Origin of the sequence: Bacillus sp. BF2-3, from assembly GCF_008368795.1 — a bacterium.
GTDB classification, from domain to species: domain Bacteria; phylum Bacillota; class Bacilli; order Bacillales; family Bacillaceae_G; genus Bacillus_A; species Bacillus_A cereus.
Genome location: NZ_QOSA01000003.1, coordinates 73,168 through 88,925 on the forward strand (window position 1 = coordinate 73,168; position 15,758 = coordinate 88,925).

The window sequence follows — 15,758 nt, forward strand, 5'->3', positions numbered from 1 at the left end:
ATCAATTAAACTTGATATTTTTTAAAATATCATTTAGTATATTCTTAAGAGAGGAGGTCATACGATGAAGTTAAGCGAATGTGCAGAAGTCACACAAGGTGTTTTTACAAATCGAATTGAAACATCGAATTTGAATGAAGACAGTGTTCAGCTGCAGTTGGTAACATTAAAAGAGTTCAATCATTTACTTGGAACGGATTATCGGATTTCCCAAGAAAAAGATCGCTCCATTTATGTGAAAAAAGAGAAGATTAAACAAGAAGTATTAACAGATACGGACAGCCTTGTGCTGCATACATTAACGCAAAAGGTTGTTTGGTTTCCTCCCGAATATCAAGGGCTATTATTAACGAATAACTTTATGAAAATAAGTTTTTCGAAAGAAGTAGATGTGCATTTTATGGAATGGCTATTTAATGAACATCCTTCGATTCAAAAACAAATAGTGCTATTTACAGAAGGCAGTATTATTTCTTCATTGAAATTATCGAATGTAAAAGAAATTGAACTTATACTTCCATCAATTGAAAAGCAACAAAAAATTGGACGGATTGCGCAACTAAAAAAGAAAAAGTCAGCACTTTTAAAAGAAAAAGATACATTGGAACAACTTTTCCTTCATCATCAAATGGTGAAGATCACAGAACAATAGGAGGTCATATAGATGACAACAAGTGAAAAACAACGCCAGCAACAAGCTGAGTTACATAAGAAGCTATGGGCAATGGCGAATGACTTACGAGGTCAAATGGATGCTTATGAGTTTAAAGATTATATTTTAGGACTAATTTTCTATCGGTATTTATCAGAAAAAGTGGAATCACGTGCGAATTCATTACTTGCGGAAGATGAATTGAAATTTGCGGAAGCTTGGGAAAATGAAGAATATCGTGAAGGTTTACAAGAGTATTTAATTAATGAATTAGGTTATGTCATTACACCACAATATTTATTTTCTACATTTGTAAAAGAAATCGAATTAGGTGCGAATGGTAACTTTGATATTGAAATGCTTCAAAATGGTGTAAAGGCAATTGAGGCTTCTACAATGGGTGCGGCTAGTCAAGAAGACTTTGAAAACTTATTTGATGATATGGATTTAAACTCATCAAAATTAGGTCGTACAGTAAAAGCACGTTCAGAACTAATTGCGAAAGTACTTGTGAATATTGCAGATATTCCATTCTTACAAGATGATGTGGAAATCGACGTATTAGGTGATGCTTATGAGTATATGATTTCGCAATTCGCTGCTAATGCAGGGAAAAAAGCTGGCGAATTTTATACACCTCAACAAGTATCACGTATTTTAGCGAAAATCGTCACAGCTGGTAAAACAGAAATCAAAGATGTTTATGACGGTACATGTGGATCGGGTTCACTGTTACTACGTGTAGGGAAAGAAACGAAAGTTTATAACTACTACGGCCAAGAAAAAGTATCGACAACGTACAACTTAGCACGTATGAATATGTTGCTGCATGATATTCCATACCAACGATTTGATATTAAAAATACCGATACGTTAGAAGAACCACAGCACATGGATAAACGCTTTGAAGCAATCGTTGCCAATCCACCATATAGTGCTAAATGGAGTGCTGATGATAAATTCCAAGACGACGAACGTTTTAGTAATTATGCAAGATTAGCACCAAAATCAAAAGCCGACTTTGCATTTGTGCAACACTTTATTCATCACTTAGATGATAACGGTACATTCGCAGTCGTATTACCACATGGTGTATTATTCCGTGGTGCTGCAGAAGGTGTGATTCGTAAATATTTAATTGAAGAGAAAAACTATTTAGATGCGGTAATCGGTTTACCAGCGAATATTTTCTTCGGTACAAGTATTCCCACATGTATTCTAGTGTTCAAAAAATGCCGTAAACACGATGACAATGTAATCTTTATTGATGCTTCAAATGAGTTTGAAAAAGGTAAAAATCAAAACCACTTATCAGATGATCATGTTGATAAAATCGTGGCTACTTATTTAAAACGTGAAACAATCAACAAATACTCTTACGCAGCAACATTAGATGAAATCCAAGAAAATGATTACAATTTAAATATCCCTCGCTACGTTGATACATTCGAGGAAGAAGAACCAGTTGATTTAGAAGCAGTCGCAAAACGTATTCAGGAGATCGATGAAGAAATCGCCAAGGTCGATGAAGAATTAGCTGCATACTTCAAAGAATTGGGGGTGTAGGGTGTGAATCTCCTAGAGAATACTTTACAAGTATTTAAATTGAAAGATTTATTGAGTAGAATAAGTAAACCAGTTGAAGTTGAAAAAGCCGAAACTTACACCCAGATAGGTATTCGTTCACACGGTAAAGGTATTTTTGTTAAAGAACCTGTTACGGGTGAATCATTAGGGAACAAACGAGTTTTTTGGATTGAACCAGATTGTTTAATAGTGAATATTGTTTTTGCATGGGAGCGTGCTGTTTCTAAAACAACTTCAGATTTAAATGGATTGATTGCGTCACATAGATTTCCAATGTACAAAACAAAGAAGAATGTAAATTTAGATTATTTAATGCATTACTTATTAACTCCAAAGGGAAAAAAACTATTAGAAGATGCTTCTCCTGGTGGGGCAGGTCGTAATAAGACGCTAAGTCAAAAAGATTTTATGGAATCTAAAATTCAACTTCCAAGTTTAGAAGTACAAAAATACATTTCTTCTGCTTTAGAAATTATAGAGAAAAAAATCCAACTCCAACAACAAAAAATGGATTTGCTGCAAGAACAAAAAAAAGGATATATGCAGAAGATTTTTAAACAAGAGTTGAGATTTAAAGAGTTTAGTGGGCAATGGGTTAAAAAACATTTAAAAGAACTGACAGATTCAATTACCTATGGAATGAATGCAGCAGCAAAAGAATTTGATGGAGAAAACATTTATTTAAGAATAACTGATATTGAAGAAAAAAATCGTTCTTTTATTGAAAAAGGTAAAGTTTCTCCTGACGGTGAATTAAATGAGAAATATCTTTTAAAAGAGAATGATATTGTATTTGCACGTACAGGAGCAAGTACAGGGAAAAGTTTTATTTTTAAAAATGAAGAAAGAAAGTTTTATTTTGCAGGATTTTTGATTCGAGCAAGAATTAGTAGAATTTATAATGCTAATTTTATTTATCAACAAACATTAACAAATGATTATTATAAATGGGTTAAGGTAATGTCTATGCGATCTGGACAACCAGGGATAAATGGGGAAGAATATGGTTCATTAACTATTTATTTACCTTGTATTAAAGAACAAGAAAAAATTAGTTCTTTTTTAGAATTGATTGACAAAAAAATTCGACTCCAACAACAAAAAATTGATTTACTACAAGAGCAGAAAAAAGGATTTATGCAACAAATGTTTATTTAAAAATCAAAAATCATTCTAGTATTATGCAATATTAGAATGATTTTTTTATAGAAAGGGAGTTAATATGAAAAAAGAAACCTTTTTAAAGTCGTTAGCAGAACATGGATACAATGTGATGTTTGGCGCTAAAAAGCATTTTGCAACGTATGATATTGTTGAAAAAATACCAAGTGGCATAGCATTGATTACATTATTAATCGGTATATGGCAATTGTATGCACCGTCTTTTGACTATAGCAAAGAAGTGTCTCTTGTAATTATTTTAGTAAGTGTGGTGGCTCTTCAAATAAATCAATATAGTGCTCAAAAAGAAGATTATATGGAAGCTGGCATAAGGTTAACAGAAATTCATAATGAGTTAAAAGATATGTATTATCAGATAAACAGTTCTACTGAATCTGATGTGACTGATGAAGAACAAGAAAAACTTAAAAGATTGTTGAATGACTATTATGCTACAAGCATTACAAAGCAAATAGCATTTAGCGATTGGTATGCCCATTACAAATTCTTTTATCAAGCGCAGCATGAATGGATTGATGAGCAAAAAAGCTTTACTTGGAAAGATAAATTTCCAATGTCTTTGAGAATATGGACCGTCATTTTGACAATTACAATTTTAATTCTTGTAATAAAGTTTTAATGTGAAAATCACCAGTAAAGGAGATAAGGGATGCTAGCTACATACATGGAAGAATTCATTGATTCTTTAAAGATAGAAGATACTGAAGAGGAGACTAAACGCGTAAAGGAAATTACAAAGAGATTAAACAAATCTTATTACGATGGTTGTGAAAGTGAAACCGAACATTGTGAAGTTGTGGGATCACTGGGAAGACAAACAGCAATTAAATCATTTAGTGATGTAGATATGTTATTTATTTTACCAAGCAGTAAAAAAAAGCAATATGATGATCATGATGGTAATGGTCAATCAAAACTACTGCAAGATGTAAAAAAAGAAATAAAAAAACGATATCCTAAGACAATTGTACGTGGCGATGGACAAGTTGTTGTTGTAAGTTTTGAAAGTTTAAAAAAGATTATTGAAGTCTGCCCTGTATTTGAACAATCGGATGACTCCTTTTTATACCCTGATGCAAACGAAGGTGGTAGTTGGAAAAAAACAGACCCAATTCCAGAAATCGCTGAAGCAAATACTTTCAATACTACTACCAATAATAATTTTAGCTATGTTTGTTATTTAGTTAGAGCCTGGAAAAATAACATCGGGTTTAAATTTGGTGGGTTATTGATTGACACATTAGTTTACAAATTCTTGAACGAAAATTCTAAGTATTATTCTGCAACTTTTGCTGATTATTTAGATTTGTTAAAGGATTTATTTAAGTATTTAAAAGATTTGAATGAAGAACAAACTTATTGGTATGCTCTAGGTAGCAATCAAAAAGTCTACAATAAAAAGTGTAAGTTCGTAAAGAAAGCAAAGAAGGCTTATAACAAAATTAAAGATTTAGACGAGGGTAGTACAGACTTATATGAAACACTAGTATATTTATTTGGTCAAACCTTCCCAGTTCCAGAAACGGTTAATAAATCTGTTGCCTACTTTGAGTCTGCTTATACTAGAGCAACTAATACTGAGGAATTTATTGAAAATAAATTTAAAGTTGATATACGTTATTCTCTTAAAATTGACTGTATTATTAAACAGGATGGTTACAGACCTGCATTTTTAAGAGACCTCTTGAAAATGCAAAATAGAATTAAACGTCGAAAAACACTTGAATTTTTGATTGTTGAAAATGAATTTGAAAAAGTCATTCAAGAACGCAATTCAATAAAACAACTAAGTTCTGATGAGAAATTTAAATTTGATATATATTGGAAGGTTTTAAATAGGGGAGAAGAAGCAATTCGTAGAAATTGTATTCGAGGGCAAATAAAAAAGGGCGTCGAAAAATGTACAGAACCTGCTAATTTCAATGGAGATCATTTCGTAGAATGTTATATTGTTTACGAAGGTACAGTAGTAGCAAGAGACCGTATTCATGTACCTATTCAAATTGAAAATACCTTACAAAAATCTTTCTAATCAATCTTTTTATAAAAACTTCCATAATTCAAAAACAAAACCTACGTATTTTGATCAATCTAAGTTTAAAACACGTGGGTTTATTCTATCTATAAATCAATGTTTGCAGCATAATTTTGATCAAATTTTATTTTAAACCTACATGGAGATATAAAGAATCACTGATAAACAATTCATCGGATTATTAAGCAGATGCTGGGAATGTTTTTTACAATAAATGTATAATGGTTTAGGGAGTAGGAATCTGTTTTGATTAATTTTTTTTCAAAATGGTTTCCTTTTGTTTCTTATCAAATAAGGAGAGGTATTTTACAATCAATTCGAGGTTTTTACTACTTTAAATTATCATTATAACCATATAAATTTGGGAGGAAATCATACAAGTCATATAAATACTAGAAATATTAATTTCACCCTAGCTATTGACGGGATACATTTGTACACGGCCGCAATTTAACTGGGCATTAAAGCGAGTCGTTAAAGCACGAGTTGCATTAAGACCGATATACCAGTCAGCTTCTGAACGCGCAACTGCTGAAGCGTATAAATTGTCATAGGCTTTACCTGGTTTTAAATTTGCAAAACCATCTTTAATTGCTTTATCGGTTACAGAAGAAATCCATAAACGTTTGATTGGTTTATTTAGCTTAACTTTATCGATAATCCAGCGTGCGACTAATTCCCCTTCACGTCCAGCGTCTGTTGCTACAATAATTTCATTTACATCTTTTCTAAGTAGCTGACTTTTTACAGCATTAAATTGTTTACCAGTTTGTTTAATAACCGTTAATTTCAAACGCTCAGGTAGCATCGGTAAATCTTCTAAATTCCACTTTTTATATTTCACATCATAACTTTCTGGATCTGCTAATGTAACGAGATGACCTAAAGCCCAAGTTACAATATATTTACTACCTTCAAGATAGCCGTTTCCTTTTTTATCACACTTCAGTACACGAGCAATATCTCGTGCAACGGAAGGTTTTTCAGCGATTACAACGCTTTTTGACATATTAAAAACATCCTTTCAAATTTCCATAAGTTAAATATAGCATACATCTTCTTGAGATTCAGTTTCGCTCCATATTTCAGCTGTTTTTAATGGAGTTAACAAAATCCCAACTGATTAAAGTTTCACTTTATCAGTTGCCTCTATATCAAATAGAAAAGTAAAGAACTTGTTATTTTACTAGAATAAGAGTAGACTTTGAAGTAGATGAATAAGAAACACATGGGAGTTTGTGGATACAAACTGAGAGTATGGCTACTAGTCCGTCATTGACCATTTGAACCTGTTGGATAATGCCAGCGTAGGGAGAGTGTAAAAGCACATATTCAGGCACTTTGCGTACGCGCAAAGTGTCTTTTTGTGTATCTCCCATCATTATAGTTAGGAGATGAAAAGGATGAATATGAAAGAAATTAGTAAAGTAGTGGATTTGGTGAGAGAATCTAATCCGCTTGTTCATAATATTACAAATGTTGTTGTAACAAATTTTACTGCTAACGGTTTGTTGGCACTTGGGGCATCGCCTGTAATGGCGTATGCGAAAGAAGAAGTAGCAGAAATGGCTAGCATTGCTGGAGCGTTAGTATTAAATATGGGGACACTTCGTCCTGAAGAAGTAGAAGCGATGTTACTCGCGGGTAAATCAGCAAATGCGAACAATGTGCCAGTACTATTTGATCCAGTTGGTGCAGGAGCAACTTCGTATCGAACAGAAGTTGCGAGACATATTCCGGCTGAAATTGAGTTAGCAATTATCCGCGGAAATGCAGCTGAAATAGCAAATGTTATTAATGAGAAATGGGAAATTAAAGGGGTAGACGCTGGTACTGGAAATGGCAATGTTGTAAGTATTGCAAGGCAGGCAGCAGATGAACTAAATACAGTTGCGGTCATTACTGGAAAAGAAGATGTTGTTACAGATGGAAAGAGAACTATTGTTATTCGAAATGGTCACCCTATTTTAACGAAAGTTACGGGAACAGGTTGTTTACTAACTTCTGTAATAGGAGCATTTGTAGCAGTGGAAAAAGATTATGTAAAAGCAGCAGTAGCAGCATTAACGTTTTATGGTGTAGCTTCGGAACTGGCAGCTGCTAAGACCGTGGAAAAGGGACCTGGTAGTTTCCAAATTGAATTTTTAAATCAGTTAGCGAATACTACTTCTAGTGATATTGAGAAGTATGGAAAGATTGAGGAGTTAGAGTAAGAGGGAGTGAAAGAAATGGCACGCATTGAAATAGATAAAATGTCTAAGCTATTGCAAGTGTATTTTATTATGGGAAGTAATAACTGCACGAGGGATCCTTTAGTTGTATTGAAAGAAGCGTTAGATGGTGGAGTGACAATTTTTCAGTTTCGCGAGAAGGAGGAAGGTTCTTTAATCGGAGAAGATAGAGTGCGCTTTGCAAAAGAATTGCAAACGCTTTGTAAGGAATATAGTGTTCCTTTCATTGTAAATGATGATGTAGAATTAGCCATTGAATTAGATGCAGATGGTGTTCATGTAGGACAAGATGATGAAGGAATTACATCTGTTCGTGAAAAAATGGGAGATAAAATTATCGGCGTATCTGCTCATACAATTGAAGAAGCACGCTTTGCAATCGAAAATGGAGCAGATTATTTAGGCGTTGGACCTATTTTCCCAACGAGTACGAAAAAAGATACGAAAGCGGTTCAAGGAACGAAAGGATTAGCCTATTTTAGAGAACAAGGAATTACAGTGCCAATCGTTGGTATTGGTGGGATTACAATTGAAAATACAGCGGCAGTTATAGAAGCGGGTGCGGACGGTGTTTCAGTTATTTCAGCAATTAGTTTAGCTGAATCTGCGTATGAAAGTACGAGAAAATTAGCTGAAGAAGTAAAGAGAAGTTTGTAGGGAAGGACGTGTAGTATTTTAAGTGCTACATGGAGAAATAGACTGCCCCAAAATTTAAACAAACATTTGATTAAAAAAGCACAAACCTTTTTAAATAAAGGTTTGTGCTTTTTCTTTAAAACATAATTGAAATTAAGAGCATTCCAATTCCGATAGAAGTAAATGTTGCAATTAGGCCAGGAATCATAAAACTATGATTTAATACGTATTTACCGATACCTGTTGTACCAGTACGGTCAAAGTTAATAGCAGCAACGATTGTTCCATAGTTTGGAATGAAGAAATATCCATTTACTGCAGGGAACATAGCAATCAGTAGCGCTGGTGGAATGCCAAGAGATAGTCCAAGTGGCATTAAGGCACGAACAGTTGCTGCTTGGCTGTACAGTAAAATAGATAGAATGAATAGTGCGATGGTAAATAGCCAAGGTGCACTTGTTACTAAATGCTGAATGGATCCTTGAATCATATTTAAGTTTCCATTAAAGAAAGTATCTCCCATCCAAGCGATACCGAAAATAGCAACAACTGCTGTTGCCCCCGCTTTAAAGACGTTACCAGACACAATGCTTTCTACATTTGGTTTACAGAAAATAATAATAAGAGCCGCGATAGTTAACATAACCATCTCAATTGTATTCGGCATGGAAAGACGGGCTAACTTCCCATCAACTATCCATCCTGGACGAAGTGCTTCAAATGAACCAAGAAGTACAACAAGGAAGGTTCCTACAAGGAAAAGGATAACTGATAATTTTGCGCCCTTTACACCTACAAATTCTTTTTTCTCTTCAAGCTTAGGAATCATTCCTTCTTTTAATCGTTTTAAGTATTCAGGGTCTTCATTTAATTCTTTTCCCATCTTACTAGCAACGAATGCTGCTAACATACAAGCAATGAAAGTGGAAGGAATACTCACTTTTAAAATATCTAATAAAGTGATTTTATAGTCAGCTAACATTGCTAAAAGAGCAACTGTGGCAGCTGAAATTGGACTAGCTGTAATTGCTTGTTGAGAAGCGATTACGGCAATTGACATTGGGCGTTCCGGTCTAATCCCTGATTCACGAGAGACTTCTGCAATAACAGGAAGTACAGAATAGGCAACGTGACCAGTACCTGCACATAGTGTGAATAAATAAGTAACAATTGGAGCAAAAAAAGTAATACGCTTTGGATTTTTTCGTAATGCCTTTTCAGCTAGATGAACAAGATAGTCCATTCCTCCAGCAGCTTGCAAAGCACCAGCAGCTGTAATTACTGCCAAAATCATAAGCATTACATCGATAGGAGGCGCGGTTGGTTGTAGGTGGAAGACAAAAACGAGTATTGCCATACCAACTCCACCCATTACTCCTAAACCAACTCCGCCTAGGCGTGCACCAATAAAAATACAGAGTAACAAGGTAAGAAATTGTAGCCAAAACATGATAAACTACCTCCGAAATTCATTAGTTAAGATATATTCGAATAGTTTAATTTGAATGAAAATTAAATAAATACCCGAAGAAATCCTTGTTATTTATACATTTTTTATTATATAACACAAAAAAAGTAACATTCACGTACTTTTTGAAATTATTTCGAAAAAGCAATGCATTAAAAATTTGTATTTATATCTCTAAATAAGTAGACATTTTGATTTATATGTTGTAATCTTTGAAAGAGAATAAATTAATTCTCATAGAACTCCCATATCGTTCAACTCGTTCAGCGAGAAAGGCAAACTGATGGAAACATGAGGACGCAAAACTACAGGAGCTAAGGTCGAAAGGCTACGCTAGCCAGTTACCGGACGGATAGGGTTGGTCTTGGCCAATGCTTTTACATTGGCTTTTTTTTATTCTCGAACATATTGAGAAACATTTTCAAACAAAATATCCATATATTTTGTTTTTTTGTTTGTGTTGATTAAGGAAGGTGGATATTAATGAAAAAATATTGGCATAAGTTATCGTTCCTTCAAAAGAACGTCTTATTAACCGTATTAGTTATTTTGACACTTGTTGGAAGTATGGGTGCGTTAAGTTTCAATATGTTTCAAAATAGTATGATGTCTTTATTTGAAAGGCAGTCTATTGAAACAGGAGAAATAGTATTGAAAAAACTGGATGTAGAATTAGTTAGAGACATGGCGAAAGATCCTACAGCCGAAAAAGTGAAAAAAGAAAAGTTAACAGAGAAATTAGATGAAGTATCAAAAGAATTGAAAAGCGTTGGACAAACGTATGTTACAGGAGCAAAGCCGAATGAAAAGCGAGAATTACAACTCGTTGGTTTGACTACAGAGTTAACAAATGCGTTTCCTATAAAGCCGGGAGATTATTATGAACAACCCGCTCATTGGATGAAGGCATACGATAAAGTGATTGATACGAAAAAGGCTCAAATGACAGAAGTATATGAAGATGAAATAGGTTCGTGGGTGACAATATTAGAACCAATTACAGATGGAGAAAACAATATTATTGCAATTGTTGCCGCTGACTTAGATGCTTCCATTGTTCCTATTACAAAAGAGAAGTTTATGATACAGGGTTTACTCTTTATCATTATTTCATTAGCAATTGCGACTATTACTCAATTCTTTATCGTGCGTCACTCGCTAGCTCCATTAAAAGATTTACGAGAAGGGTTACGTAAAATTGGCGAAGGTGACTTGAGTATTAAATTAAAAGAAAGACCAGATGATATTGGAATTATTAATGTTTATTTCAATAACACGATTGAAAAGTTTAAAGGGATTATAGATAAAGTAAGGCAAACTGCTGAGCAAGTTTCTTCTTCTTCACAAGAATTGTCGGCGAGTACAGAGGAAAACAGCATGGCAGTTCAAGAGATTGCAAGTTCTATTGAAGGTTTAAGAGTAGGGGCACAGTCTCAAAAAACTTCAGTACAACAATGTTTAGGGATTGTACATGGAATGGAAGATAAGGTAGAAGAGATAACTGGGGCTGCGAAACAAGTTGCGGTTGCTTCTGAAGGTATGGAGCAACATTCAATTGAAGGTAATGAAGTGATTGGACAAATTATTAATCAAATGAGTTTAATCCAAAATGCAGTACAAGATTTATCTTCCATCATTTATTCGTTAGAAACAAGGTCAAAAGAAATTAGTGATATCGTAACTGTAATTACAGGCATTTCAAATCAAACAAATTTATTAGCTTTAAATGCTTCTATTGAGGCTTCACGTGCTGGAGCAGCTGGAAGAGGGTTTGCAGTTGTTGCTGATGAAGTACGAAAATTAGCAGAACAGACGGAAGCGTCTGCTAAAGATATAGCGAAATTAATTGGTGAAACACAAGCTGAGACAGAAGATGCTGTAGTTTCCATGCAAAAAGGTTCAAAAGAAGTAGAAACTGGAATTTCGCTTGTTCAAAGTAGCGGAGATTTCTTTGAAAAAATCTCAAAATCAGCGCAATCTGTTACAGATCAAGTAAAAGCTGTTTCTGGTAATTCGAGTGATATTTTACAAAATAGCCAGAATATTGTTCAAGTCGTAAATGAATTATCACATATTGCAAATACTTATGCCAACAGCAGTAGTAATGTTGAAGAAAGCATGAAAGAGCAAGAAATATCAGTACAAGATATTGCAGAATTAGCGACTTCTTTAAGTTGGCTCTCTCAGGAATTACAAGAGCTTATTGGTGAGTTTAAAAGCGAATAAGGAGAAAGTTCAATTCTAATCAAGGGCGTATCTCCGCTACTGATTATGAATTGAACGAATCTGCCCTTTAATAAGGGATAAAAAAGGTGTGAATTTTCACACCTTTATTATATTTAAGAGAGGAATTTACATAAATATGAAATTAGCAATTTCTTATAGTGAGATGGTAAAAGAATTTTTAGGAAAAGTAGAAGGAAGTATTAAAATACCTAAAGATGTGCAAGGAACAGAACTTAGGATAAAAAGGAAAACGGAACTGTTTTCAAATTTGACTCACATTGTAGATTTAATAGGAGCGACTGCAACGTGGTTATATCATATTTCTAAAGAAAAACATATTGTCGTGCTTTATCATGTAAGAGGAAGTTTATTTCCGATTACTATTGAAGTTTCTAATTTTCTCTCCTATGAAAGTTTAAATTTACAAATTGAAGAGCAACTGGAGCAAATTAAAGAAATGAATGAGGAAGAAATAGAAGAGTTTCAAAACGGTAATACGTTATATGAAATGTCACCTATTATTATTGGTGAAACATATTATGAGCTAAAAGACACGAATACATTACAATTTGTATTTAGTAAAAATATGCAAAGTGTAGAAATAATATTTAATAGTGTTAATTGGAAAGAGACAACAATTACTCGTTATGCACAACAAATACAAGGTGTTTTAATTAATAAATCACAAAATAATAATAATCATATAAATAATTTTAATGTTATTACAGAGGCCGAGATGTCACTTTATAGTCAAGTGAATGATACGACAGCAGTATATCCTGAGAAAAGTATCGTCGATATGTTCTATAATACTGTTACTCAATTTCCAAATCGTATAGCTTTATCTTCAAGGGAAGGTACTTTAACTTATGAGGAGCTAAATAAAAAAAGTAATCAAATAGCTCATATGTTAATTAAAAACGGCGTCCAATTAGGAGACTATGTTGGAATATTTATGAAACGTAGCATAGACACAGTAGTAAGTATGGTAGCTATATTAAAAGCTGGTGCAGCGTATGTTCCGATTGATCCAGATTATCCGGAAAGTAGAATACAGTACATTATTCAAGATAGCCAAGCGAAAGTTATATTGATGAAAGAGACGCCTATAACATGTGATGGGGTTCAAACAGTTTCAATGTATGATAGTGAAACTTATGAAGATACAGATGTAAAGTTGTCTATTCATTGTGATGATGTAGCTTATATGATTTATACATCTGGTTCAACAGGGAATCCAAAGGGAACGATGTTAGCACATAGAGGCGTTGTTAATCTGTATACTTGGATGAAAAAGCAATATGAATTGACAGAAGAGGATGTATTTGCCCAATTTCCTTCCTTTAGTTTCGATGCTTCTGTATGGGAGTCATTTGCTTCTTTATTCTGTGGAGGAAACTTATATGTACTATTAGAGGAAGAGCGATTGTCTGTAGAAGCATTTGCAAATGCAATCTATAAAGTGAAAGCAACTTCAATCTTGGCATTAGCAACAATTTTTGTTCGACAAGTAGCAACTTATTTAGCAGAAGAAGATATATATAAGCTAGCTTCCCTAAAAAGAATTGCGATTGGCGGTGAAATGTTGCCTGTAGAGGTTATTAAATTGTGGAGAGAAAGAATAGGTACAAATGTTGAAATTCATAATGTATACGGACCGACAGAATGTACTGTAGTGACGACAACCTATAAAATACCTAGTCAGTTAAATGAGGATGTTGCGAGTATTCCCATTGGTAAACCATGTGCTAATTATCAAGTTATGATTTTGGATGAGAATATGAATCTTTGTCCAATTGGTGTACCTGGTGAATTATATATAGATTCAGTGGGATTAGCAAAAGGGTATTTTAATAAGCCTAATAAAACAATTGAAGCTTTTATTCCGAACCCTTTTAATCCTATAGTTAATATATATAAAACAGGTGATATCGTTAAGTTGCTAGAGGATGGAAATATAGAGTTTTTACATCGGAAAGATGATCAAGTAAAAATTAGAGGACATCGTATTGAACTAGGCGAAATCCAAAGTAAAATTTCTCAAAATCATAATATAAAAGAAAATGCTGTTTTTGCTAAGAAGAGTAAGGAAGGTAGCCAATATTTAATCGCGTTCTATACAACTTTAAATAAAAAAGAAATACCAGAATTAGTTTATCAGTTACAAGAGCAATTACCAGATTATATGGTGCCATCTAAACTAATTTATATTAATGAATTACCACTTACACCTAATAAAAAGATTGATGTTAAGAAGTTAGCTCAGTTAGAAGAAAAGTATGAACCGGTTCGTCTACAAGAATATGTTGCACCTTCTAATAAAGCAGAAAAACAAATAGCGAACGCCTGGGCGGAAGTATTAGGAATTTCAAAAGTTGGAGTGCATGATGATTTCTTTACAATTGGTGGACATTCATTAAAAGTATTACGAGTCTTAACATTGTTAAAAGAAGATTTCTCACATTTAACAATTCAAGATTTCTTTAAAGAAAGAACGATATATGGATTAGCTCGAATTGAGCGAGAAGTAAAAGTAGAGAAAGAAGAAGTATTTCGTGAATATAAAGTGATTCACGAACCAGATACTATCACGTATGCAAACGTTTTGGAAGAAAACCAGATTTCAAATGTCTTTTTAACAGGAGCTACTGGTTATTTAGGATCACACATATTATATGAATTGTTGAGAGATACAGCTGCTACTATTTATTGTTTAGTAAGACCAACTAAAGATGTGCAGCAAAGAATTATAGATACATTAACAGGCTACTTTAATGATGTATGTGAAGAATGGTTACAGCGTATACAGGCCGTAGCTGGTGATCTGGGAGAAGAGTATCTTGGGATGAGCGAAGAAGAATTTATGTTCATCAGTTCTAAGATGGATACGATAATTCATTGCGGTGCAGATGTAAGACATTTTGGGGATGTAAAACAATTTGAAAATATAAATGTCCAAGGAACTAGCCGTATGCTAGCATTAGCGGAGAAAGGTGCTACATTCCATTTTATTTCTACAATTGGTATCCCGTTAGAATTAGCGGTAGATCAATGGGATACATACATGAAAACTGGTGATTTTAATTACAGTGTAGACTTAGAGAATGTATATTCAAATAGTAAACTACAAGCGGAAAACATTGTTCGTGAAGCAATGAAAAATGGTTTGCGCGGAAATATTTATCGTGCAGGTAATTTAGCATGTCATTCAGAAACAGGTTCGTTCCAACAAAATATTGAAGGAAACGCATTTTATCGTCTTATTAAAACAATGCTATTAATTGGGGAAGCACCAAATGTGAAGTGGAAAGTTGATTTCACACCAATTGATTTTGCTAGTAAATCAATTGTATCGTATTTGCAAGATGCGCAAATTATAGGAGAGACGTTACATATTTGTCATCCACATCAAATTGAGTTTGAACAATTTATACAGCTAATTGGAGAGTGTGGATACAATCTTGAAATGGTTCCACTTTCAGAATATGTAAATACCGGACTTGCATTAGCGAAGGGAAATGAAGTAATAGCAGAGTTAATTGCTTCTCAAGTTGCAGGAGATGGAGCGCAGCAATCTGAAATTGTAATGGGTACGCGTAGAACGAATAAATGGATTAAGAAAAAAGAATTGATAGTACCAGCAATTAATAAAGAATTTATTCAGCAGTTATTAGCTCATGGTGAAAAAGTTGGTTATTTTCCAAAAATAATGAAATGATTATGCATGCTTTTGTTTGTTCA

The 15,758-nt window shown here is 33.7% G+C and carries 10 protein-coding genes, 1 pseudogene and 2 riboswitches; of the genes and pseudogenes, 9 read left to right on the top strand and 2 right to left on the bottom strand.

The window, feature by feature from the left end; all coding sequences use genetic code 11:
- Positions 1–64: 64 nt before the first annotated feature.
- The 5 genes from DN401_RS04050 to DN401_RS04070 all read left to right on the top strand — a co-directional run bounded on the left by DN401_RS04050 (position 65) and on the right by DN401_RS04070 (position 5,453).
- Positions 65–652, top strand: coding sequence for a restriction endonuclease subunit S domain-containing protein (locus DN401_RS04050; protein ID WP_149287538.1), 588 nt, complete (start codon positions 65–67; stop codon positions 650–652).
- Between the two features lie 12 nt (positions 653–664).
- Positions 665–2,218: a type I restriction-modification system subunit M gene (locus DN401_RS04055; protein WP_149287539.1), complete on the top strand. Its 1,554-nt coding sequence runs from the start codon at positions 665–667 to the stop codon at positions 2,216–2,218.
- 3 nt (positions 2,219–2,221) lie between these two features.
- Positions 2,222–3,397 carry a restriction endonuclease subunit S gene (locus DN401_RS04060; RefSeq protein WP_149287540.1) on the top strand — a complete coding sequence of 392 codons (1,176 nt, stop codon included), beginning with the start codon at positions 2,222–2,224 and terminating at the stop codon, positions 3,395–3,397.
- Between the two features lie 64 nt (positions 3,398–3,461).
- Entirely contained in the window at positions 3,462–4,040 is a 579-nt protein-coding gene (locus tag DN401_RS04065; protein ID WP_149287541.1) for an SLATT domain-containing protein, read from the top strand.
- A gap of 30 nt (positions 4,041–4,070) precedes the next feature.
- Entirely contained in the window at positions 4,071–5,453 is a 1,383-nt protein-coding gene (locus DN401_RS04070) for a nucleotide-binding domain-containing protein (protein ID WP_149287542.1), read from the top strand.
- A 436-nt stretch (positions 5,454–5,889) separates the two neighbouring features.
- Here the strand turns inward: DN401_RS04070 and topB are convergent.
- Positions 5,890–6,465, bottom strand: a pseudogene (topB, locus tag DN401_RS04080) (DNA topoisomerase III); the annotation flags it as partial.
- Positions 6,466–6,674: 209 nt separating this feature from the next.
- A riboswitch (TPP riboswitch) is annotated at positions 6,675–6,787 on the top strand.
- 72 nt (positions 6,788–6,859) lie between these two features.
- Here topB and thiM point away from each other — a divergent pair.
- Positions 6,860–7,669 (top strand): hydroxyethylthiazole kinase, encoded by an 810-nt coding sequence (thiM, locus tag DN401_RS04085; RefSeq protein ID WP_136362992.1) that lies wholly within the window; start codon positions 6,860–6,862, stop codon positions 7,667–7,669.
- A 15-nt stretch (positions 7,670–7,684) separates the two neighbouring features.
- Positions 7,685–8,344 (top strand): thiamine phosphate synthase, encoded by a 660-nt coding sequence (thiE, locus tag DN401_RS04090; RefSeq protein ID WP_149287544.1) that lies wholly within the window; start codon positions 7,685–7,687, stop codon positions 8,342–8,344.
- 115 nt (positions 8,345–8,459) lie between these two features.
- Here the strand turns inward: thiE and DN401_RS04095 are convergent, their stop codons facing one another.
- Complete coding sequence (locus DN401_RS04095; RefSeq protein WP_136362996.1) at positions 8,460–9,773, bottom strand: anaerobic C4-dicarboxylate transporter family protein; 1,314 nt, start codon at positions 9,771–9,773, stop codon at positions 8,460–8,462.
- 282 nt (positions 9,774–10,055) lie between these two features.
- Positions 10,056–10,140: riboswitch (cyclic di-GMP riboswitch) on the top strand.
- A gap of 134 nt (positions 10,141–10,274) precedes the next feature.
- Here DN401_RS04095 and DN401_RS04100 point away from each other — a divergent pair.
- Both DN401_RS04100 and DN401_RS04105 read left to right on the top strand, forming a co-directional pair.
- Positions 10,275–12,017, top strand: a complete 1,743-nt coding sequence (locus DN401_RS04100) for a methyl-accepting chemotaxis protein (protein ID WP_000761079.1) — start codon at positions 10,275–10,277, stop codon at positions 12,015–12,017.
- A 136-nt stretch (positions 12,018–12,153) separates the two neighbouring features.
- Complete coding sequence (locus DN401_RS04105) at positions 12,154–15,735, top strand: non-ribosomal peptide synthetase family protein (RefSeq protein WP_149287545.1); 3,582 nt, start codon at positions 12,154–12,156, stop codon at positions 15,733–15,735.
- Positions 15,736–15,758 lie beyond the last annotated feature (23 nt).

Excerpts from the sequence above, each read along its gene's own strand:
- DN401_RS04050 (WP_149287538.1), top strand. The coding sequence starts at position 65 with ATGAAGTTAAGCGAATGTGCAGAAGTCACACAAGGTGTTTTTACAAAT.
- DN401_RS04055 (WP_149287539.1), top strand. The coding sequence starts at position 665 with ATGACAACAAGTGAAAAACAACGCCAGCAACAAGCTGAGTTACATAAG.
- DN401_RS04065 (WP_149287541.1), top strand. The coding sequence starts at position 3,462 with ATGAAAAAAGAAACCTTTTTAAAGTCGTTAGCAGAACATGGATACAAT.
- DN401_RS04070 (WP_149287542.1), top strand. The coding sequence starts at position 4,071 with ATGCTAGCTACATACATGGAAGAATTCATTGATTCTTTAAAGATAGAA.
- thiM (WP_136362992.1), top strand. The coding sequence starts at position 6,860 with ATGAATATGAAAGAAATTAGTAAAGTAGTGGATTTGGTGAGAGAATCT.
- thiE (WP_149287544.1), top strand. The coding sequence starts at position 7,685 with ATGGCACGCATTGAAATAGATAAAATGTCTAAGCTATTGCAAGTGTAT.
- DN401_RS04095 (WP_136362996.1), bottom strand. The coding sequence starts at position 9,773 with ATGTTTTGGCTACAATTTCTTACCTTGTTACTCTGTATTTTTATTGGT.
- DN401_RS04100 (WP_000761079.1), top strand. The coding sequence starts at position 10,275 with ATGAAAAAATATTGGCATAAGTTATCGTTCCTTCAAAAGAACGTCTTA.
- DN401_RS04105 (WP_149287545.1), top strand. The coding sequence starts at position 12,154 with ATGAAATTAGCAATTTCTTATAGTGAGATGGTAAAAGAATTTTTAGGA.